Genomic DNA, 19001 nt, shown 5'->3' on the forward strand with positions numbered 1-19001 from the left:
TTAAAATTTAAAATTAACTGTAATACCTAAATCTCCTGTATTATCAAACTCATTAATTTTATAATGAGGTGCTAGGGACAGATTATCATCCACATTGTACTGCAGTAGATGCGCATCCACATTGGCATCAATAATATTTAAGGCGTAAATAGCAATGGTAACCAAAAGCGAAATTTCTCGGTTCCTGCTCAGTGTTTTTTGTGCTTCACGCAAGCCATCATCATTAATGGTTCCGTAAAATTCATCGTCCGTAAAACCTGCCAATCGTCTTTTATAGGCATCTCTATAGCGTTTGTATTCTTTATTATTGTCTAAATAAAAATACATACCAATTCCTAATCCTGCATAAACAATAGGGATTTTCCAATATTTTTTATTGTAGGCTTGGCCTAATCCTGGTAATACAGCAGAATAAAAAGCGGCACGCGCAGGTGCTAACGGATCAATAGGATCTGAAACAATATTATTTGCTTCAACTTGTAGTTCTTCTAGTGTTTCTGTTTGGACTTCTTCCTTGTCTTCAGAGTTTTTATCTTCTTGAGCCCACGTATTACTACAAAAAGCCAAGATAATAATAAGCACTATGGCATATTTATTCAGCACGTTTTACCAATTTTAAAATACGATTAAAGTCTTCTTCTGAATGAAAAGGAATTGAAATATTACCTTTTCCATTTTTTGATACTTTAACGTTGATTTTATGACCAAAGTATTCAGAAAAATCTTTAATACCCTTTTTTACAAATTTAGGAAGTTCTTCCGGTTCTTTTGGTGTTTTTAACGTTTTATCTGATTGAAAATCACGGACTAATGTTTCCGTATCTCGAACAGATAATTTATTGGTAATTATCTTCTCATAAATATCCAATTGGAGGCTTTGATCCTCAATGGTAATAATGGCACGACCATGACCCATGGAGATAAAACCATCTCGCATACCTGTCTGGATAATAGGATCTAATTTTAATAGACGTAAATAGTTAGCAATAGTGGATCGTTTTTTACCAACACGATCACTCATTTGCTCTTGTGTTAAATTAATTTCGTCAATTAATCGTTGGTAGGATAAAGCAATTTCAATAGGATCTAAATCTTGACGTTGAATGTTTTCAACCAAAGCCATTTCAAGCGATTCTTGATCATTTGCAATTCTAATATAGGCTGGAATGGTTTCCAAACCTATTAATTTAGAAGCTCTAAAACGACGCTCACCTGATACCAATTGAAAGGTATTAAAGTCTAATTTTCTAACCGTAATAGGTTGAATAACGCCTAACTCTTTAATAGAGGAGGCTAATTCACGCAGGGTTTCTTCGTTAAAATTAGTACGTGGTTGAAATGGGTTAATATCAATTGCGTCAATATCTAATTCTACAATATTGCCAATAACTTGGTCTGCATTTTTATCCTGACTTGTTTTTATATCGTTTGAAGGATCTTTTAGCAATGCCGATAATCCTCTACCTAAAGCCTGTTTTTTCGTTGCCTTCGCCATGTTTTAGGAGTTTTTATTAATAATTTCTTTTGCCAAACTTAAGTAATTTGTGGCACCTTTACTTGCCGCATCATAGTTTATAATGCTTTCACCATAACTTGGTGCTTCACTTAAACGGACATTTCGTTGAATAATGGTTTGGAACACCATGTCATTAAAATGTTTTTGAACTTCTTCAACCACTTGGTTTGATAAGCGCAGGCGTGAATCATACATTGTTAACAGTAAACCTTCAATATCCAATTCAGGATTATGAATTTTTTGCACACTTTTAATTGTATTCAATAGTTTACCAAGTCCTTCTAAGGCAAAATATTCACATTGAATAGGAATAATTACGGCGTGCGCCGCTGTTAAAGCATTTAAAGTTAGAAGGCCTAAAGATGGTGCGCAATCTATTAATATAAAGTCGTAGTCATCAACAATGTCTCCTAATGCTTTTTTAAGCATATATTCACGTTCGTCCTTATCTACTAGTTCAATTTCAATAGCAACGAGATCTATATGTGCTGGAATAATATCCAGGTTCGGCGTATCGGTTTTGACAATGGCTTCTCTAGCACTATTAGAATGCTCAAGAAGTTGGTAGGTTCCAGTCTCGACAGTTTCAACATCAATACCCAATCCAGACGTTGCGTTAGCTTGTGGATCAGCATCTATAAGGAGTACTTTTTTTTCAAGTACGCCTAGGGAAGCAGCTAAATTAATAGAGGTTGTTGTTTTACCAACACCACCTTTTTGATTAGCTATAGCTATTATTTTACCCATTAATTGATTTGGTTTAATTACGCGTAAAAATACAATTATTTGTGGGTTTAGAAAATGGAAGTTGTTAACAAACGTTTAAACAGGTGACCTTTTTTTTAATAGGACTGGTTTTAATTGGTTTAGCTTGTTTTTTTAATATTTTTAACTTAAAATTAAGGAAACTGACAAATATCATAAAACAAACTTGATATGATGATTACATTTGTTCTTTAATTAGGATAAAAACATCCGAATTAATTTTTAAACACTAATCAATATTTAAAATTATGAAAACAAAGAAATTTATGAAACCCGTTTACCCAATGATGGTATTGTTTGCTTTGGCTGTATTTTTTACAGGTTGTATGGAAGAAAAACAAGCAAGCTATGAAAATGCTGAAGATATTCCAGTTAATCAAGAAATGATGGCAGAATTAACGGCGCCACCTCACGTTCCAACACCTATTGGGCGAAGAAAAGCGAAAAAGCTTAAAGTGAATATGGAAATTCTTGAGCAAGAAGGCGAAATGACTGATGGTGTAAGATATAACTATTGGACTTTTGGAGGCTCTGTGCCAGGTAGTTTTATTAGAACACGAGTAGGTGATGAAGTGGAATTTACCTTATCGAATCACCCAGACAACAAATTACCGCATAACATCGATTTACATGCCGTTACTGGACCAGGCGGAGGCGCAGAGTCTTCATTCGTGGCACCAGGATTTGAAAAAACGTTTTCTTTTAAAACGTTAAATCCAGGACTGTTTGTTTATCATTGTGCAACAGCACCCGTTGGTATGCACATTGCAAATGGTATGTATGGTTTAATTTTGGTTGAGCCTGAAGGCGGTTTGCCACCAGTTGATAAAGAGTATTATATCATGCAAGGTGATTTCTATACTAAAGGAAAAAATGGTGAACGAGGATTGCAACCTTTCGATATGCAAAAAGCGGTTGATGAAAATGCCGATTATGTTGTGTTTAACGGTAGTGTTGATGGTTTAACTGGCGATAATGCCATTACAGCTCAAGTAGGGGAAACTGTAAGACTTTATGTTGGTAATGGTGGACCAAACCTAGTATCATCCTTCCATGTTATTGGCGAGATATTTGACAAAGTATATGTAGAAGGAGGCGACTTGATTAATGAAAACATACAAACCACGCTTATTCCTGCTGGTGGAGCTGCTATTGTTGAGTTCCGTGTGGATGTTCCTGGATCACTTGTTTTAGTAGATCACTCTATTTTTAGAGCTTTTAATAAAGGCGCTTTAGGAATTCTAAATGTTGAAGGTGAAGAAAATGAGAAAATCTATTCTGGCGAAACATATGAAGGTATTTACCATCCAGAGGGTCCTGGAATTCAAAGTATGCCTACAACCGATGAAATTGTAGAATCTGAAATTCCAGCAAAATCATTTGAGGAGCAAATGGAATTTGGTAAACAAGTATACATGCAAACATGTTTTGCTTGTCACCAAGGCGAAGGTCAAGGTATTCCTAATGCTTTTCCGCCATTGGCAAAATCAGATTACTTAAATGCTGATGTAAATCGTGCAATTAGTGCTGTAGTTAATGGCTTAAGTGGAGAGATAACTGTTAACGGAAACACTTATAATAGTGTTATGACGAGACAGATGATTTCTTCAGAAGAGGTTGCTAATGTCTTAACTTATGTTTATAATAGCTGGGGGAACAACAAACAAGTTGTTACAACAGAAATGGTTAATAAAGTAAAAAATAAATAATTTAAAATATGAAAACCAGAGTCTTTAGCTTGTTTTTAATGTGTTTAGTGTTTCAATCTATTATGTTTGGACAAGCTAAAGATATGGTTCTTATAGAAGGAAGCCGCTATTTACCGTTGTATGGTCGTGACTCAACAGTTGTTGCTGTCAAAGATTTCAAAATGGACATGTATCCTGTTAGTATTAAAGACTATGAAACGTTTTTAAAAGAGAATCCAAAATGGCGAAAGTCGCAAGTAAAAGGCTTATTTGCAGATAAAAGCTACTTGTCTAATTGGGAGTCAGATTTAAAAATGAATGATTTTGTTAATCCCAACAGCCCAATTACCAATGTATCGTGGTTCGCCGCGAAAGCCTATTGCGAATGTCAAGACAAACGATTACCAACTGTAGATGAATGGGAATATGCTGCTATGGCAGACGAAACCACCAAAGACGCCCGCGTTAAACCCGAATATAATGCACGGATTTTAGCTTGGTATGAAGAACCTCGTAAGGAGTATATTATTGGAGAAAGTCCAAAAAATGTTTGGGGCGTTTATGATTTACATGGTTTGGTTTGGGAGTGGACGCTAGATTTTAATTCGGTATTAATTACCGGAGAATCTAGAAAAGATACAGACACCGATAGCAATTTGTTTTGCGGTAGTGCTTCCATAAATGCAACGGATTTAATGAATTATGCCGCTTTTATGCGTTATGCTATTCGCGGAAGCTTACAAGCAAAGAATTCCATGAAAAACCTAGGTTTTCGTTGTGTAAAAGATGTTGAAAAATTAAAATAAAATGAAAACACTAAAATATATAGTTGTTGTTTTGCTAACGGTTGTAGCATTTCAAAGTTGTAATTCTGATAAGAAAAATACAGATCAACTTTCTGGGGTTTATCAATGTCCGATGCAATGTGAAGGAGATAAAACTTATGAAAAAAACGTGGGTTGTCCTATTTGTAAAATGGACTTACAATTAGTTGAAGAAAAAGTTTCAAAAACGGAAGCATTTGGAGAGATTTCTGATGAATCAATTTTTAACCTGACCAGTAAATGGAACACGGAAGAAGGTACCGAAATTCAGCTTGAAGATTTAAAAGGAAAAACCTTGGTCATGGTCATGATTTACACATCCTGTAAAGCGGCTTGTCCAAGACTTGTAGCAGATATGCGAAATATTGAAGCGCAAATCCCGAAAGAAAGTTTAAACGATCTTCAGTTTATATTGGTCAGTATAGACCCTACAGTAGATACACCAGAGCGTTTAAAAGATTTTGCAATAGAAAATGCTATGGATGATGAACATTGGACATTTTTACAAGGTTCAGAAAGTGGTGTAAGAGAATTTGCTAATGTATTATCTGTAAAGTATAAAGAAATTTCACCTATAGATTTTTCGCACTCCAATATCATTTCGGTATTTAATGCGCAAGGCGAATTAATGCATCAGCAAGAAGGTTTAGGCGTGGACAATAAAGAAACTATAGCAACTATTTTAGAATTAACATCCTAATATAAAGGTCTTCATGCATGCAAACTGGCATGCATAGTAAAATGATAATCTTATGAGAAAACTATTAATTATCATGCTCCTCGGAGTTATGAGCCAGCCCCTTTTTGCCCAAAATTTTGAGATTTCGGCAGAATTGAGACCACGCTTTGAATATCGTAATGGATATAAAACGTTGACAGTAGATTCATTAGATGCTGCTTCATTCGTATCCCAACGTACCCGATTAAATTTGGGATATGGAAGTGAAAAAATTAATATGTATTTAAGCATTCAAGATGTTCGTGTTTGGGGCGATGTTCCTACCTTGAATACGGCAGATAATAATGGAACAAGCATTCATGAAGCTTGGGCAGAATTACTGTTTACGCCTGAATTTTCATTAAAACTTGGGCGTCAAGAAATTTCTTATGACGATCAACGGATTTTTGGAGCCGTAGGTTGGGCACAACAAGCAAGAAGTCATGATGCTTTATTAGCTATTTATAAACCTAATACCAATATTCATTTTGAATTGGGTTTAGCACTAAATGCTAGTTCTGAAAGTCTTTTTGAAACCAATTACGCCTTAAACAATTACAAATCTTTACAATATATTTGGTATCATACACAGTTATCACCTGTTAATTTAAGTTTTTTAGCACTTAATAATGGATTGGCTTTCATAAAAAATGGGCAGGAAGAAGTAGATTACAACCAAACATTTGGTGCGTATGCTAAACTAGCTAAAAGTCCATTTAACGCGGAAGCATCCCTATATTTTCAGACCGGAAAAATTGCTGACCAACCGGTTCAAGCTTATAATCTATCCTTTAATGGATCTTATACTTTTAAAAACGGTTTAAAACCGGGGTTAGGTGTAGAATATCTTTCAGGAACCGATATGGATGCTACAAATTCTGATATTAATTCCTTTAATCCTTGGTATGGAACAAATCATAAATTTAATGGATGGATGGATTATTTTTACGTAGGAAATCACATCAACTCGGTGGGATTGGTTGATGTTTACGCCAATATAACCTATACTAAAAACAAGTTTTCCGTTTCTGTTATTCCGCACATGTTTTCGTCTGCGGCAACCGTAACCAATTCATTAAACGAAGATATGGATGCTTATTTAGGAACAGAAATAGATTTAGCATTAACCTATAAATGGACTAAAGATGTGAGTTTTCAAGCAGGATATTCGCAAATGTTTGCAACAGAAACCATGGCCGTTTTAAAAGGCGGAAATGCCAATGCTACAACTAACTGGGCTTGGGCTATGATTACCATAAAACCTAGTTTATTTAAAACAAGTTTTAAGAGTAACGAATAGCTGCACTATGTTCGGAACCTAGTTTTTGTTGCCTATTCGTTTATTTCCAAAATTCATCAGTTATGTTATCTTCAAAAGATTCTGGCTGGTGGATTTTTGCTATATGCTGCAGTTGTTCTTCGGTTGCAACCTTTTGTATTTCGGGGAATAAGATACGCTCTTCAAAACGAATGTGTTGCTCTAATTCTTCTTCAATTTTACTCAACGATTTTTCTAAACTGGAATCTTCCGCAAATAAGCGTTTTAATCGTCTATGATCTGCCAGTGCTTTTTTTACCAACTCGTTTTGAGAATCTAGAATGGAAAAAATTTCAGCTTCTTCTAATTCAAAATGTGGTATTAAATGATTTTCAAAAAACCAATCCGCATATGTTTTCATGCGTTCTACAGACACGTTTTTGCTGAAACCTGACCTGATTTTCCAGGATAGTAATAAACCGTGATGATGCTCACGACTTAATGGTTGTAATGCTTTATGACGTTTAAGTGGTTTGGGTTCCATAAGATTTTTGTTTAAGATAACTAATTAGAATAAGCGTAATACTAACAGGTAAAAGGATACTTACTACAAATAAAATGCTGTAATAGTTTGGCAAAAGTCCAATTCCTAAAAAGTAGAAAGCGCCTTGAATAAATAAAATAGCTTCCGTTAAAATAAAGCCCAGTAAAAATAAGGATAAGCCAACGGAAATAAAACGACTTGGCAAGATAGTTTTAGATTGTAATAAAAATGCAAATAAAAAACCGCTAATAACACCAAGCATGGTTAGGTGAATATAGCCAATAATAAAATTGTGATGTTCAAATAATTCAGAAGAAAACTGCGGTATTATAGACAGGGTTTGTAAGCTGTTTTTAATGATAAAACAACCTAAAGAAAACTGATACATACGTATGACTAGCATAGATGTTTCGGCCTTAAACGTTTGAAATTTATGTTTTATAATTTTTATGAAATAGTAGAGAGAAACTAGTTGTAAAAGGATGCCTAACCCATTAACCCAGTAGAGTAGTGGGTGACTGGCAAACCATTGTATAGGTAAGGCAAAGGTTAAAATGGTAGCTAAAACAAGGTATTTAAAAAATACTTTGGCGCTTTCTGATGGTTGAATTTTTAACTGATGACAGGCAATAGCCAAAACAGCTAATAGAAACCAACCATTAAATTGAAAGTTTAAAAAGAACTGAATAGCTATTTGATAAAAGGCTGATGCTTGTCCCAATAAACCCACAGCTGGACCTAAACACCAAACGCCAATGGTTGAAATAACCATAAAAAGTAAGGAAGCCTTAACTAATTGTTTTACTAGGCTATTTTTTATTTGTAAATCGTTCCAAATCCGATACACAAAGTAATAGCTACAAAAAATATGTAGAGTTGAAAAGCTTATAGAAATGGCAGCGTAACCTTGAATGGGAAAACTGATCATCATACCAATTACCGTAATTTGGGTTAACCAAAAAAGTTTAGAATAAACGGATTTTTGTTCTGGCACAAAATAGTGCACGAAAAAGCAATAAAGCACTAAATAAGCCCAACCTAACATGGCAACATGAGAGTGGGCATGCGTAAGAAATCTATAATTGATTGCTATGGGATTCACGTAAAAATAACGCAACATCAAACCCATAAGTGCTGCTATTAAAAAATTAAATAGACAGGTGATAACCAGATTTTTTGGCATGCATTAAGACGTTAGAATAAATAAAAAAAACACTTCTCTTGTTGAAACCATAACTTACAATAAATATTCCCTCTAAAAAAATACTTATTTATAAAATAGACAAGAGAAGTGTATCAGTAAACAAACTATTAATTACTAAACTTTTTAGTAAACTGGAAGTTAAAAAGATATTAACTTCCAGTTATTGAAAATAACAATTGCTATTAATTTACTCTTGGAAAAAGCGCTGCTCTAATTTGGCGGCTTCAGGGAATAAAATGTTATTTTCTAAATGTATGTGTAGGTGTAAGTCTTTCTCAAATTCGTCCAGCATAGCATAGGTAACTTTATAGGTGTTACAAGCATCTGCAGGTGGTGTATAATTGTTAGTGATAAGCGCAATTTTTCTAAAGCGTTCGCCTTCGTTTTCATGTTCTTCCATCATCATAGCAATTGGATTTTCCACAGTTCCAAAGTGCGGCGCTTCTATTGCTTGACCGTCTAAAGTTGCTTTCACCATTTTTTTAATGAATGGAAAAAGTATTAACTCTTCTTTTTTCATGTGTGCAGCTAGTTTGCCAGCACAACCAGTAAAGAGTTCATTAATTTTAAACAATTCCGGATGATTACCACCATGCACTTTACATAATTTATCTAAAAACTGGCGCAATACGGGAATTTTTTCTTCCACATATCTATGATGTGTTTTTTCAATATAATCTGCAAGTAAATCTAAAGGCCAGGATTTGTAATCAATGGCGTTATTACCTTTGGATTCTAAAATAGCATCCAGTTTACTTAAAAGTTCATCTGGATTTACGCCATTTTTATTACAAACTTCCTCAACAGTTCTGTGTCCTTTGCAGCAAAAATCTATCCCGTAGTTACTAAATACGGCAGCTGTTCTAAAATCATCGGCTACAAATTCGCCAATTGGTTTGCTCATGTTTTTATGTAATGTTTCCATAATGCTTTACTTTATTTCGGATAAATATATCCTATTTATAATTAAATTTTTTTTACTCGTACTTATTTATGGTGTCTAAATTTTTAAAAAGGAAGCACCAGACTTGACGCCTAAAGCTAATTCTTCCAAATTTGTTGTTTCTAGCATGACTTTCAAATCATTTCGGATATCTTTAAATTTATCATGTACAGGACAGGGATGACTTTCATCGCAAGTGTGCAGGCCTAAACCGCAACCGTTATATATTGTATCGCCATCAATGGCACGTACAATTTCTTCTAATTTAATACTCGAAATTTGCGATTTTACAATTTCAAAACCACCATGAGCACCTTTTACGGAGTTAATGATGTTATGTCTAGCTAAATCTTGTAAAATTTTTGCTGTAAATGCTTCGGGTGAAGCAATTTCTTTAGCAATCGCTTTTAAACTTACCCGTTGTTCTTGGTGGGAGTTTAAAGCAATAAATATGGAGGCTTTGATGCCGTATTCACAAGCTTTAGAAAACATAGTTTTATTTTATGGGACAAATATAAAACATATTTTTAATTCAGACAAATTTATCCGAATTAAAATTTATATTTTCTAAATTGAATATCAGTATAAGTTTGTAGTCATTAATTAATCAATCAATATGTCCAAAATTTGTATTGCTGCGTCACTAATTTTTGTTCCGGGACCAAAAACGGCAACCGCACCAGCATCAAATAAATATTGATAATCTTGTTTGGGAATGACACCACCAACAATAACCATAATGTCTTCGCGGCCGTAGGCTTTAAGTGCATCAATAACTTGAGGCACCAAAGTTTTATGACCAGCAGCTAAAGATGACACGCCTAATACGTGTACATCATTTTCAACAGCCTGTTTGGCTGCTTCTTGAGGTGTTTGAAAAAGTGGGCCAATATCCACGTCAAAACCAACATCCGCATAACCTGTGGCAACTACTTTTGCGCCACGATCATGACCATCTTGACCCATTTTGGCAATCATAATTCGCGGACGTCTGCCATCTTGTTCAGCAAAGGCATCTGCCAATGCTTTGGCTTTTTTGAAAGATTCGTCATCTTTAATTTCTTTACTATACACGCCAGAAAAGGATTTAATTTGTGCTTTATATCGTCCGAAGGCAACTTCTAATGCATCACTAATTTCTCCTAGTGTGGCACGTTCACGAGCCGCTTCAACGGCTAAAGCTAATAAATTATCTTGATTTGATTTTGCCGCGGTCGTTAAATTGGCTAATGCTTGTTTCACTTTACTAGCATCTCTGGTTGCCTTAATTTTATTTAAACGTTCAATTTGTGATGTTCTAACCGTTTGATTGTCTACTTCCAGCGTGGTAATAGGTGCCTCTTCAGCTAACCTATACTGATTAACACCTACAATAATATCTTGATTGGAATCTATTCGTGCCTGTTTTCTAGCCGCAGCTTCTTCTATACGAAGTTTAGGTATTCCAGCTTCAATGGCCTTGGTCATACCGCCTAATTCTTCAACTTCTTCAATAAGTTTCCAAGCTTTTTCGGCAATATCATGAGTTAATTTTTCTACATAATAACTCCCAGCCCATGGGTCAACTGTTTTCGTTATTTGTGTTTCTTCTTGTAAATAAATTTGTGTGTTTCTGGCAATTCGTGCAGAAAAATCAGTTGGCAAGGCAATAGCTTCATCTAAAGCGTTTGTATGTAAACTTTGTGTGCCTCCAAAAGCAGCTGCTGCCGCTTCAATGGTCGTTCGCGCAACATTATTAAAAGGATCTTGTTCTGTTAAACTCCAACCGGAAGTCTGACAATGGGTTCGTAACGCAAGTGATTTTTCATTTTTAGGATTGAATGGTTTTATCAGTTTCGCCCAAAGCATTCGAGCGGCACGCATTTTTGCGATTTCCATAAAATGGTTCATGCCAATGGCCCAGAAAAATGATAAACGAGGCGCAAACGTATCAATATCCATACCTGCGGCTATGCCTTTTTTAACGTATTCCAATCCGTCGGCTAGGGTGTAAGCCAATTCAATATCGCATGTGGCACCAGCCTCTTGCATATGATAACCCGAAATACTGATGCTGTTAAACTTCGGCATGTTTTTACTGGTATATTCAAAAATATCTGAAATGATTTTCATGGAAGGTGTTGGCGGATAAATATAGGTATTACGCACCATAAATTCCTTTAAAATATCATTTTGAATTGTTCCTGCTAAAAGCTCGGGTTTTACACCTTGTTCTTCAGCCGCTACAATATAAAAAGCCATTATTGGTAAAACAGCGCCATTCATGGTCATGGAAACACTCATTTTATCTAAAGGAATGTCATCGAAAAGAATTTTCATATCCTCTACGGAATCAATGGCTACACCAGCTTTACCAACATCGCCAACCACACGATTATGATCCGAGTCATAACCACGATGTGTTGCTAAATCGAATGCAACCGATAAGCCTTTCTGTCCGGCAGCTAGATTTCGTCTGTAAAACGCATTACTATCTTCCGCTGTTGAAAAACCTGCATATTGCCTGATAGTCCAAGGCCTTCTAACATACATCGTGCTATAAGGACCTCGAAGATTTGGTGTAATACCTGCAGCAAAATTGAGATGCTCTAAATTAGCTACATCCGCTTTGGAATAAACAGATTTTATAGCAATATCTTCAGCAGAATTAAAGGTGTCAAACGCTTCATTTCTTGCTTGAGATTCTGTTGATTTTAATTGAATATGTTGAATGTGTTTCCGACTCATAATAATGGGTTATTTAACTGATGCGTTATCACTGTACAAATTTGCCTTTTATAGGAATGAGTTATTGTTCCGTTTGCAAACGGTCTTGTTCCATATTTTCGGCTAATCGTCGTTCAATTATAGGAGCAATAAGGGTTTTTCTTGCTTGGGTTTTAACAAAAGGAAACAACTCCAATTCATCGGCCATTTTATCAGCTTTATTTGGATGTTTATTTGTTCCAAGTAAGGTTATTTTTCCAGCATCAAATTGCGCTTGTTCTTTGTTGGCACTTTCTTTTATTTTACGTTGAATAATGCCGTCTTTTAACTGTTTTAAAAAACCACCGTTAGTTTCAATATCTTTAAAAAGTTCCAATCCTTTTTCAGCTAACTGATCTGTTAACGTCTCCATATAATAGGAACCTTCGGCAGGATTTTTAACTTGATCAAAATAACTTTCATGCTTTAATATTAAAAGTTGATTCCGTGCAATCCGATCTCCAAATTCATTATTCTTATGATAAATAGCATCATAAGGCATATTATAAATGGTATTGGCACCTCCTAAAATAGCACTCATACATTCCGTGGTTGTACGAAGCATATTGGTATTATAATCGTAAATGGTTTTGTTACGTTTGGTTGGAACCGCAAAAATATGACAGGTTGTATTAAATCCATAATCTGCTGCCAATGCCTGATATAAAACGCGTAAGGCACGAATTTTGGCTATTTCAAAAAAGTAATTGGAGCCAATAGCTATTTGAAAAACTGTTTTAAATGTTTGTTTTTCTGATGCTGAAAGCTGCTCATTTAAATAATTAAAATATTCATTGGTATGTGCCAAAGCATAGGCTAATTGTTGGACCATATTAGCACCAGCATTTTGATACAAACTAGTGTCAATAGTGGCCGTGTTTGAAAGTTTTGCGATGTTCGTAAAAGCGTCATGATCTGCACTTAAATTAGAAAACCAATTGCCTGTTCGTGCTAGATTTCCAATAATATCTGTTTGGATGATGATTTGATTATTACCACCTAAATTGGTGATTTTTTTAGCAAAAGATTCTGATAAAAATTGGACCTCAAAATAGATTGTCGTTTTTTTTAAGTCAATATCTTTTAGAAGATCATCTACAGAAACGCTATCATTGGGAATAATGAATTTAATGCTTTCAGCGCCATTTTTTAAAGCAGAAATAGCAATACCGTTGGCTACGTCAATATGTTGGACAAAAATGGTCTGACAAATATTCCAGGGCGTATTTGGAATGGCTTTGGTTGAAACATTTTCTAACATATCATGATGGTAAAATGGTTTCACATTAATACCTTCATTGGATTGCCACATAAGTGTTTCGTTATAATCGGCACCTTTTAAATCCGATTGAATTTTTTGTTTCCACTCTTTGGAAGATACTTCTGGAAACAGGCTAAATAAAGGTTTAGTCATTTTTATTTTCTTTTGGAATACTATCTTCATATTCAATTATAAAGATTTCTTCATTAGCTTTCTTCATATAGTATTTTTCGCGCGCTAATTTTTCAACACCTAATTCGCTACTCAATTCTTTAATGGCTTTTTTATCCTTTTCAATTTCCTTATTGTAGTACTCTTTTTCAGTTTCAAGTTCTTCAATTTCCGTATTTAATTCTCTGTGAATTAAATAGGAATTGGCATCAAAGAACATCATCCATACAGCAAATACCACAACTATTACGATGAAAATATTTTTAAAAGGTTTTAAATATTTGCTATTTAGCTTGGCCATTATACTAAACGTTGATTGATAATAGTTTTAACAATATCCACAGCAACAGTGTTGTATTTATTGTTTGGAATAATAATATCAGCATACTCCTTCATGGGTTCAATAAATTGTTGATGCATGGGTTTAAGCGTGTTTTGATAACGGCTTAAAACTTCATCTAAATCGCGACCACGTTCTGAAATGTCACGTTTTAATCGGCGAATTAGGCGTTCGTCACTATCGGCATGAACAAATATTTTAATATCGAACATATCTCGTAATTCTGGATTTGTAAGTATTAAAATACCTTCAACAATCATAACTTTTCTTGGGTGTGTAAGAATTATATCACCTGTGCGATTGTGTTTTATGAACGAATAAACAGGTTGATGAATATCATTTCCTTTCTTTAGTTCTTTTAAATGCGATTCTAATAATTCAAAATCGATGGAGCGCGGATGGTCAAAATTTATTTTTACACGTTCGTCATAGGATAAATGTGTCGTGTCTTTATAATAAGAATCTTGAGAAATTACACCAACTTCACCTTCTGGAAGTTGATCAAGAATCTGATTTACAACGGTTGTTTTACCACAGCCAGTACCACCAGCAATACCAATAATAAGCATGAATTATTTTTTTAGTTATGGTTACAAATTTAGTTATTTAGGATGGAATTTATTGGTTCATTTATTTAAACTTCGCTATTGATGTTTGATTTACGCTTTTTTAGGTAGAATTTTTACAATTCCAAGATTTTCAATTCCAACATAAATATAGCCATCTGGACCTTGTACAACGGATCTAACCCGGCCTAAACCATCTAACAAGCGTTCTTCTTTTATAACTTTTTTGCCTTCAAGATAGCACAAATCTAGGTATTGAAACTTTAATGAACCTACCACAAGATTCCCTTTCCAATCTGGATATATAGAACTAGTAATAAATGCCATGCCGCTTGGTGCAATGGAAGGATCCCAATAATGGATAGGTTCCGTCATACCTGGTAAGGTTGTTTTATTTGTAATTTCTGTTCCAGAATAATTTACGCCATACGTAACTTTTGGCCAACCATAATTATTGCCAGCTTGTACAATATTAATTTCATCGCCACCTTTTGGACCATGTTCATGAATCCAAATAGATTTTGTTTTAGGATGAATGGCCATGCCTTGCGGATTACGATGACCATATGAATAAATAGCTTTTTTGGCATTTGGTGTGGTTACAAAAGGGTTGGTTGTTGGAATAGAGCCATCGTCATGTAAGCGATAGATTTTCCCGCCATCTTTAGTTAAGTCCTGTGGATTGACATCCCGATTACCACGATCGCCAATGGAGAAAAATAAAAAGTTGTTGTTATCTATTACAATTCGTGAACCGAAGTGCTGACCTGCTTTTGTATTAGGGGTTGCCTTGTATAGCACTTGAAAATTAACTAATGCGTTATTGCTCAGTTTTGCACGCGCAATTGCGGTATGTCCTCCTTGACCATTACCATCTGAAGAAGCATAGGAGAAATATATCCATCCGTTAAACTTATAATCAGGATGAAGTGCAATATCCATTAAACCACCTTGTCCATAAACATGTATTTCAGGAAGTCCTGTAATGCGTGTTTTCTTACCATTTTTGAAATGAATAAGTGCTCCCGATTTTTCTGTAATCAGCATGGCGTTATCAGGCAGAAACACAAAGCCCCATGGGTTTTTTAAATCAGGAACAACCATTTCATGCGAATGATGGATATTTGTTGGGTTTTTATCTTGAGCACACGCCAAAATGCTCATAGAAAGAATTAATGCTAATATGTAAAAACGTGATTTCATGATATATATAATTTAACTATAAATTTAAAATTTTTTTGTTGCATGATTCTAAAGAAAAGCTATATATTTGCACCTCGGTTTTAGAATGTTTATTTTAAAACTGAGAAAGATAGCCAATTCGGGGTGTAGCGTAGCCCGGTTATCGCGCCGCGTTTGGGACGCGGAGGTCGCAGGTTCGAATCCTGCCACCCCGACCAATAAAGCCTAAAATCTGAATGGATTTTAGGCTTTTTTTATGCCTTTACGTCGTCGTTGTTAGAGGATTGAAAGTCATGGCATAAAAAAAGTCGTTAACTGCGCCAGCAGTTTGAGCTTAATTGAGCAACGAACCCACTTCAGGGTCTGCGCAGCTAATGGATACTATATTTTTTCATTTTTATTTTTAGACGAACGACAGTGCTGTCTGTAGTCTTATTTATTTGAAAAAAAAGTATTGCTGGCATGAATCTCCATCCCAATAATTACTTTCTGTTATTCCAAGAACTTCCAAATATTATATAATACCCAAAGTCGTTATTGGACCATGCAACATCTATTCCCATCCGAATTTTAAATTTACGCGCAATTAAATATCGAAATCCAGTACCGTAATTATAAACTAATTCAGAGTCCACAAAGGATTCATTTTCTTTTACTGCTTTTGCTAATCCCCCGAAACCAACTAAACTCCATCGTTTGGTGAAATCAAAGCGCTGTTCGGTTTCAATGAGATGTGTAGATCGACCTTGATAACGCATTTTAGGAACCCCTCGTAAATTTATGGAAGGCTCCACATAAAACGGCGACTCGTTAAACTGAAATTCAGACGCCCAACGAAGTCCACTAACCAATTCGGGAATAAATTGGTGATAGTACTGCGCAGACAGTTCTAAATTACCAAAGTTATAATCACTTCCTGTCCAATCTGCATTAAAATGATAGGTAGCGTTAATTAAAAAGCCATTGTCTGGTGTAAAAATATTATCACGGTTATCAAATTCTAAAACAATCCCTGGACTGCTCAAATTAGTTTTCAGGGATTTTTCATCAAGAAAATCAGGTAAGGTTATAAAATCAAATTTAGGTGTTACTTCATTTTTTAAGTATAGGTATTCTATTCCAACAAATAGACCGGTATTATTAATTTCCTTTAAGAGGGAAAAAAATATAGGTAATGCCTTAAAATTAAATGCAAATTGTTTTTCACCAATTATAGGAATGGTTCTATAGAAATCCATATTTACGTATGAAAAGGCCATCATGACCTGATATTTCAAGCCATATTTAGGGAGTGAAGCCATTCTGATAGCACCTACCATCCAGGTATCATTGGCCGTAAAGCCACCAAAAACGGATGTAATATTAGGAGGCGTGTATTCACCTTCTATTTTATTTTTATTGGGACTAATAAAAATGGGAGAAATAACACCGCCAATATTGCCTAAAGCTGGTTCGGTTATGGGTTGAATTAAAGGAATTAAACCTTTCGTATTTAAAAGAAAATCGCTGAAATCAATTTTGTTGTCTAATGAATCTCGAAGCGTACTCTTTTTTTTTGTTTGCGAAAACACACAAGCAAACATGAGAACAGCCAATAAGGTGAGTAATATGTTTTTTGAGTTTTTAATGCGAAGAAATGAACGCCAATGGATAATTGAATTAAATGAAACAATTTAAGATTTTTTTTTAATAGGTAAATCAAGAAATTATGGTTTATCCTTTGTTTCGGTTAAAATAAACGTTAATATTTTGATAAGACATTGAGCAGCTATGGTATTCCGACTAATAATTGTTAGTTTTGCACGAATTTAAATTTAAATTAAATACAATTTTTATGAGTCATGTAAAAGAAAATGATACTGTACAAGTTCATTACACAGGAAAATTAAGTAGTGGTCAAGTTTTTGATAGCTCTGCAGATAGAGAGCCGTTAGAATTCACACTTGGTCAAGGTATGCTAATTCCTGGTTTTGAAAAGGCAGTTTTAGATATGAAAGTAAACGATAAAAAAACAGTCGTAATAGAAAAAACTGAAGCATACGGAGACGTTCAGAAAGAACTATTTCATGAAGTGAAAAAAGATCAGTTACCTCAAGACATTAAGCCGGAAGTGGGAATGGGACTTGCGTCTAAAAACCCTGATGGAACAGAGCACCAATTTCGTGTTGCTGCTGTAAATGATGATCATATTATTGTTGATGGAAACCATCCATTAGCTGGTCAAGATTTAACTTTCGAATTAGAGTTAGTGGCTATCAAATAAACATATTTTAAATATTCCATTATAAAAAAGCTTGAGGTTCACTCAAGCTTTTTGCATTTTAACTGTAAAATGATCCATATTAATTTCGTTATTATGATAATCTATATTACCACATAATAAATTTATAGACTATGTCGTCATATATGCTGAAAATTCACTAAATTAGAGTTGTAAGATCTTTAATATTTTTATTAAGATTTATACTGAATTATAATTTAAAATAAACATCAAATATCATGGGAAAAGAAAGTAGTACATTATTAGGAATTTTAGCAGGCACAGCCATTGGCGTAACATTAGGAATTCTCTTTGCTCCAGACAAAGGTTCAAATACGAGACAGCGAATTGCAGATGAAGCAGGACATGCTCGTGATAAAATGAGTGAAACAGCGCATGATTTACGAGACAAAGTAGCCCATACAGTCACGCATAGGAAAGAAGATTTTGATCAGCAATTGGAATCTATAGTAAGTAATGTGAGTCATAAAACGGAAGACGTTATCACAAGTTTGGAGAAGAAATTAAGTGACTTGAAAGCTAAAAATAAGAAGTTCCAAAAATCATAATTTAAATGAATATTTTCGAATCTTTAAGTGAAACGACTGGCAAAATGACCGATGCTGGAGAAACGTATGTTGAAAAATCGCAAGAGTATTTTAAGCTCAAGATATTTCAACAGTTAACAGTATCCATAAGCTTGGTTGCTAAAGCATTAGTTATTGGAGGATTACTTGCCATAGGGCTACTATTTATTGCTTTTGCATTAGCTTTAGCTATGGGCGAATGGTTGGGAGATTTAGCACTTGGTTATTTAATAGTTGCTGGTGTTTTTTTACTTGTATCAGGAATAACTTATTTAAAAAGAGCAGCCATTAATAAAGTTATTATTAAAAGCCTTTCTACTAAATTTTTTGATTCATAAATTATGAAAAACTACGAATCTTTTACAGATATAGAGTCTGACTTGAAGCGCTTAAATTTAGAGCGTAAAATAGCTTTAGAGGAAATGAAAC

Annotated in this window: 20 protein-coding genes and 1 tRNA gene; 8 read left to right on the plus strand and 13 right to left on the minus strand. The window is 34.5% G+C overall.

Annotated features, from left to right (window positions below):
- Genes ACN0QX_RS08365 through ACN0QX_RS08375 form a run of 3 tightly spaced genes read right to left on the minus strand, consistent with a single transcriptional unit; the run spans window position 1 to window position 2263 of the window.
- Complete coding sequence (locus ACN0QX_RS08365) at window positions 1-603, minus strand: DUF5683 domain-containing protein (protein WP_417196302.1); 603 nt, start codon at window positions 601-603, stop codon at window positions 1-3.
- Window positions 593-1495: a ParB/RepB/Spo0J family partition protein gene (locus ACN0QX_RS08370; RefSeq protein WP_248395024.1), complete on the minus strand. Its 903-nt coding sequence runs from the start codon at window positions 1493-1495 to the stop codon at window positions 593-595. Before ACN0QX_RS08370 ends, ACN0QX_RS08365 begins: the two co-directional genes overlap by 11 nt.
- A gap of 3 nt (window positions 1496-1498) precedes the next feature.
- Window positions 1499-2263 (minus strand): ParA family protein, encoded by a 765-nt coding sequence (locus ACN0QX_RS08375; protein ID WP_248395023.1) that lies wholly within the window; start codon window positions 2261-2263, stop codon window positions 1499-1501.
- Window positions 2264-2607: 344 nt separating this feature from the next.
- Between ACN0QX_RS08375 and nirK the strand changes: the two genes are divergently transcribed.
- The 4 genes from nirK to ACN0QX_RS08395 are packed head-to-tail and all read left to right on the plus strand — an operon-like array spanning window position 2608 to window position 6811.
- Entirely contained in the window at window positions 2608-3990 is a 1383-nt protein-coding gene (gene nirK, locus ACN0QX_RS08380) for a copper-containing nitrite reductase (RefSeq protein ID WP_371922434.1), read from the plus strand.
- Between the two features lie 8 nt (window positions 3991-3998).
- Window positions 3999-4775 (plus strand): formylglycine-generating enzyme family protein, encoded by a 777-nt coding sequence (locus ACN0QX_RS08385; RefSeq protein ID WP_248395021.1) that lies wholly within the window; start codon window positions 3999-4001, stop codon window positions 4773-4775.
- A 1-nt stretch (window position 4776) separates the two neighbouring features.
- Window positions 4777-5493, plus strand: a complete 717-nt coding sequence (locus ACN0QX_RS08390) for an SCO family protein (protein WP_417196305.1) — start codon at window positions 4777-4779, stop codon at window positions 5491-5493.
- Window positions 5494-5545: 52 nt separating this feature from the next.
- Window positions 5546-6811 (plus strand): alginate export family protein, encoded by a 1266-nt coding sequence (locus ACN0QX_RS08395; protein ID WP_417196307.1) that lies wholly within the window; start codon window positions 5546-5548, stop codon window positions 6809-6811.
- A gap of 40 nt (window positions 6812-6851) precedes the next feature.
- Here ACN0QX_RS08395 and ACN0QX_RS08400 read toward each other — a convergent pair whose 3' ends face one another.
- From ACN0QX_RS08400 to ACN0QX_RS08440, 9 genes are all read right to left on the minus strand, one after another.
- Window positions 6852-7313, minus strand: coding sequence for a hemerythrin domain-containing protein (locus ACN0QX_RS08400; protein WP_417196309.1), 462 nt, complete (start codon window positions 7311-7313; stop codon window positions 6852-6854).
- Complete coding sequence (locus tag ACN0QX_RS08405) at window positions 7294-8496, minus strand: hypothetical protein (protein WP_417196311.1); 1203 nt, start codon at window positions 8494-8496, stop codon at window positions 7294-7296. Before ACN0QX_RS08405 ends, ACN0QX_RS08400 begins: the two co-directional genes overlap by 20 nt.
- A gap of 208 nt (window positions 8497-8704) precedes the next feature.
- Window positions 8705-9442 carry an iron-sulfur cluster repair di-iron protein gene (gene ric / locus ACN0QX_RS08410; protein ID WP_417196313.1) on the minus strand — a complete coding sequence of 246 codons (738 nt, stop codon included), beginning with the start codon at window positions 9440-9442 and terminating at the stop codon, window positions 8705-8707.
- Window positions 9443-9517: 75 nt separating this feature from the next.
- Complete coding sequence (locus ACN0QX_RS08415; protein ID WP_248395015.1) at window positions 9518-9952, minus strand: RrF2 family transcriptional regulator; 435 nt, start codon at window positions 9950-9952, stop codon at window positions 9518-9520.
- Window positions 9953-10063: 111 nt separating this feature from the next.
- Window positions 10064-12187, minus strand: a complete 2124-nt coding sequence (scpA, locus tag ACN0QX_RS08420; protein WP_417196315.1) for a methylmalonyl-CoA mutase — start codon at window positions 12185-12187, stop codon at window positions 10064-10066.
- 61 nt (window positions 12188-12248) lie between these two features.
- Complete coding sequence (locus ACN0QX_RS08425; RefSeq protein WP_417196317.1) at window positions 12249-13619, minus strand: methylmalonyl-CoA mutase subunit beta; 1371 nt, start codon at window positions 13617-13619, stop codon at window positions 12249-12251.
- On the minus strand, window positions 13612-13938 hold the full coding sequence (locus ACN0QX_RS08430) for an FtsB family cell division protein (protein WP_248395012.1): 327 nt from the start codon (window positions 13936-13938) through the stop codon (window positions 13612-13614). The genes ACN0QX_RS08425 and ACN0QX_RS08430 overlap by 8 nt, the downstream gene beginning before the upstream one ends.
- Window positions 13938-14546, minus strand: coding sequence for a uridine kinase (gene udk, locus ACN0QX_RS08435; protein ID WP_248395011.1), 609 nt, complete (start codon window positions 14544-14546; stop codon window positions 13938-13940). The genes ACN0QX_RS08430 and udk overlap by 1 nt, the downstream gene beginning before the upstream one ends.
- Before the next feature lie 90 nt (window positions 14547-14636).
- The gene (locus ACN0QX_RS08440; protein ID WP_417196319.1) at window positions 14637-15746 is read right to left on the minus strand and encodes a PQQ-dependent sugar dehydrogenase; all 1110 of its coding nucleotides are present in this window, start codon (window positions 15744-15746) and stop codon (window positions 14637-14639) included.
- A gap of 119 nt (window positions 15747-15865) precedes the next feature.
- On the opposite strand from ACN0QX_RS08440, the gene ACN0QX_RS08445 reads away from it, so the two are divergent.
- A tRNA-Pro gene (locus ACN0QX_RS08445) sits at window positions 15866-15943 on the plus strand.
- A 264-nt stretch (window positions 15944-16207) separates the two neighbouring features.
- Here ACN0QX_RS08445 and ACN0QX_RS08450 read toward each other — a convergent pair.
- Complete coding sequence (locus ACN0QX_RS08450) at window positions 16208-17320, minus strand: BamA/TamA family outer membrane protein (protein ID WP_417196321.1); 1113 nt, start codon at window positions 17318-17320, stop codon at window positions 16208-16210.
- A 239-nt stretch (window positions 17321-17559) separates the two neighbouring features.
- Between ACN0QX_RS08450 and ACN0QX_RS08455 the strand changes: the two genes are divergently transcribed.
- From ACN0QX_RS08455 to ACN0QX_RS08465, 3 genes are all read left to right on the plus strand, one after another.
- Window positions 17560-17988 (plus strand): FKBP-type peptidyl-prolyl cis-trans isomerase, encoded by a 429-nt coding sequence (locus ACN0QX_RS08455; RefSeq protein ID WP_248400593.1) that lies wholly within the window; start codon window positions 17560-17562, stop codon window positions 17986-17988.
- Window positions 17989-18224: 236 nt separating this feature from the next.
- A complete protein-coding gene (locus ACN0QX_RS08460) occupies window positions 18225-18554 on the plus strand; it encodes a YtxH domain-containing protein (protein ID WP_248400592.1) in 330 nt (109 codons plus the stop codon).
- A 5-nt stretch (window positions 18555-18559) separates the two neighbouring features.
- A complete protein-coding gene (locus ACN0QX_RS08465; protein WP_417196324.1) occupies window positions 18560-18910 on the plus strand; it encodes a phage holin family protein in 351 nt (116 codons plus the stop codon).
- Window positions 18911-19001 lie beyond the last annotated feature (91 nt).

The sequence above is a fragment of the Bizionia sp. genome, from assembly GCF_048259285.1.
Classification (GTDB): domain Bacteria; phylum Bacteroidota; class Bacteroidia; order Flavobacteriales; family Flavobacteriaceae; genus Algorimicrobium; species Algorimicrobium hallyeonense.

Bases quoted from the DNA above. Each gene is read 5' to 3' on its own strand.
- ACN0QX_RS08375 (WP_248395023.1), bottom strand. From the start codon at position 2,263: ATGGGTAAAATAATAGCTATAGCTAATCAAAAAGGTGGTGTTGGTAAA.
- nirK (WP_371922434.1), top strand. From the start codon at position 2,608: ATGGAAGAAAAACAAGCAAGCTATGAAAATGCTGAAGATATTCCAGTT.
- udk (WP_248395011.1), bottom strand. From the start codon at position 14,546: ATGCTTATTATTGGTATTGCTGGTGGTACTGGCTGTGGTAAAACAACC.
- ACN0QX_RS08400 (WP_417196309.1), bottom strand. From the start codon at position 7,313: ATGGAACCCAAACCACTTAAACGTCATAAAGCATTACAACCATTAAGT.
- scpA (WP_417196315.1), bottom strand. From the start codon at position 12,187: ATGAGTCGGAAACACATTCAACATATTCAATTAAAATCAACAGAATCT.
- ACN0QX_RS08395 (WP_417196307.1), top strand. From the start codon at position 5,546: ATGAGAAAACTATTAATTATCATGCTCCTCGGAGTTATGAGCCAGCCC.
- ACN0QX_RS08390 (WP_417196305.1), top strand. From the start codon at position 4,777: ATGAAAACACTAAAATATATAGTTGTTGTTTTGCTAACGGTTGTAGCA.
- ACN0QX_RS08405 (WP_417196311.1), bottom strand. From the start codon at position 8,496: ATGCCAAAAAATCTGGTTATCACCTGTCTATTTAATTTTTTAATAGCA.
- ACN0QX_RS08455 (WP_248400593.1), top strand. From the start codon at position 17,560: ATGAGTCATGTAAAAGAAAATGATACTGTACAAGTTCATTACACAGGA.
- ACN0QX_RS08430 (WP_248395012.1), bottom strand. From the start codon at position 13,938: ATGGCCAAGCTAAATAGCAAATATTTAAAACCTTTTAAAAATATTTTC.
- ACN0QX_RS08465 (WP_417196324.1), top strand. From the start codon at position 18,560: ATGAATATTTTCGAATCTTTAAGTGAAACGACTGGCAAAATGACCGAT.
- ACN0QX_RS08415 (WP_248395015.1), bottom strand. From the start codon at position 9,952: ATGTTTTCTAAAGCTTGTGAATACGGCATCAAAGCCTCCATATTTATT.
- ACN0QX_RS08385 (WP_248395021.1), top strand. From the start codon at position 3,999: ATGAAAACCAGAGTCTTTAGCTTGTTTTTAATGTGTTTAGTGTTTCAA.
- ACN0QX_RS08425 (WP_417196317.1), bottom strand. From the start codon at position 13,619: ATGACTAAACCTTTATTTAGCCTGTTTCCAGAAGTATCTTCCAAAGAG.
- ACN0QX_RS08440 (WP_417196319.1), bottom strand. From the start codon at position 15,746: ATGAAATCACGTTTTTACATATTAGCATTAATTCTTTCTATGAGCATT.
- ACN0QX_RS08460 (WP_248400592.1), top strand. From the start codon at position 18,225: ATGGGAAAAGAAAGTAGTACATTATTAGGAATTTTAGCAGGCACAGCC.
- ric (WP_417196313.1), bottom strand. From the start codon at position 9,442: ATGGAAACATTACATAAAAACATGAGCAAACCAATTGGCGAATTTGTA.
- ACN0QX_RS08370 (WP_248395024.1), bottom strand. From the start codon at position 1,495: ATGGCGAAGGCAACGAAAAAACAGGCTTTAGGTAGAGGATTATCGGCA.